The following is a 972-nucleotide window of genomic DNA, read 5'->3' as shown; positions in this document are numbered from 1 at the left end:
GGGCGTCCCATCTCGTCAAAAGGCTTAACTTTGAGTACATGAATATTCTCAATCTCTTGAACGCCCTCGTCTGCGTACTTGTCTAGTAAGTTGTTCAATACCTGCTGAGCCGTTTCACCGTACTTAGTGAAGTAGTTGCGCTTTTTGACGTTGTCAGCGCGTTCTTTTCTGGTGAGTGCTGGTTGGTCATACACGACATGACAAATCATGTCGAATGGGTCGAGATCTTTGCCGACTTCCAGCTCTAATGCTTCCCAGATGATGCCTTCCTCTGCCAGTTCATCAATGATTGCTTGTTTTTTATCGGCATCTTGCCAGCGCTTAACAAAGTCATCCATCGAGGTGAACTGTTTTGCCATCGTCTTGCGGGTATAGTCTTTGAATGATTCAGTTACGAGTTTACCGTCGGCATCGTAGTATTGAACACGCTCGGCAATGGCTTTCACCGTTACACCATTGACATGGAACTTTCTAACTCGGTTTTCATCCTGCCAATCATCGTCGGAATTGCTACCGTCAGAAGGAGATGAACCTGAGTTGTATGAAGCCTCTGGTTCTTGGATGCTTTCAGGGTCGATATCTTCCCCTTCAAATGGATCATCTTGTTCAAGTTCATCCTCACCATCGATGATCTCATCGAGTCCTTGATCGGTTTCAAAGTCTTCTGGTTTTGTCTCTTTAACTCGCTCAGGGACACCATCAAAGCGCTCATCAGCGAACAGTTCAGTCGCTTTTTTAAAGTCGAGAATGGTAAACCATAGCTTTCCGTAACGATCATCAATACGAGTACCACGACCGATGATCTGCTTAAACTTGGTCATCGACTGAATGCCCTGGTCAAGAACAACCAGTTTACAAGTTTTTGCATCGACACCTGTTGTCATGAGTTCTGAGGTGGTCGCGATAACAGGGTAAGCCTTTTTGGGGTTGATGAAGTTATCAAGCTGAGCTTTGCCGATTTCATCATCACCT

General features: G+C 45.4%; 1 protein-coding gene. It reads right to left on the bottom strand.

The features are described 5' to 3' along the window. On the bottom strand, positions 1-972 hold a 972-nt coding region (locus R7Z49_RS23775; protein WP_318112187.1), incomplete at both ends, for a type I restriction-modification enzyme R subunit C-terminal domain-containing protein.

It is taken from the genome of Vibrio sp. 1562, from assembly GCF_033340155.1.
Classification (GTDB): Bacteria; Pseudomonadota; Gammaproteobacteria; order Enterobacterales; family Vibrionaceae; genus Vibrio; species Vibrio alginolyticus.
Note: the sequence above shows the minus strand (reverse complement) of the source record. Positions and strands in the feature narration are given on the sequence as shown.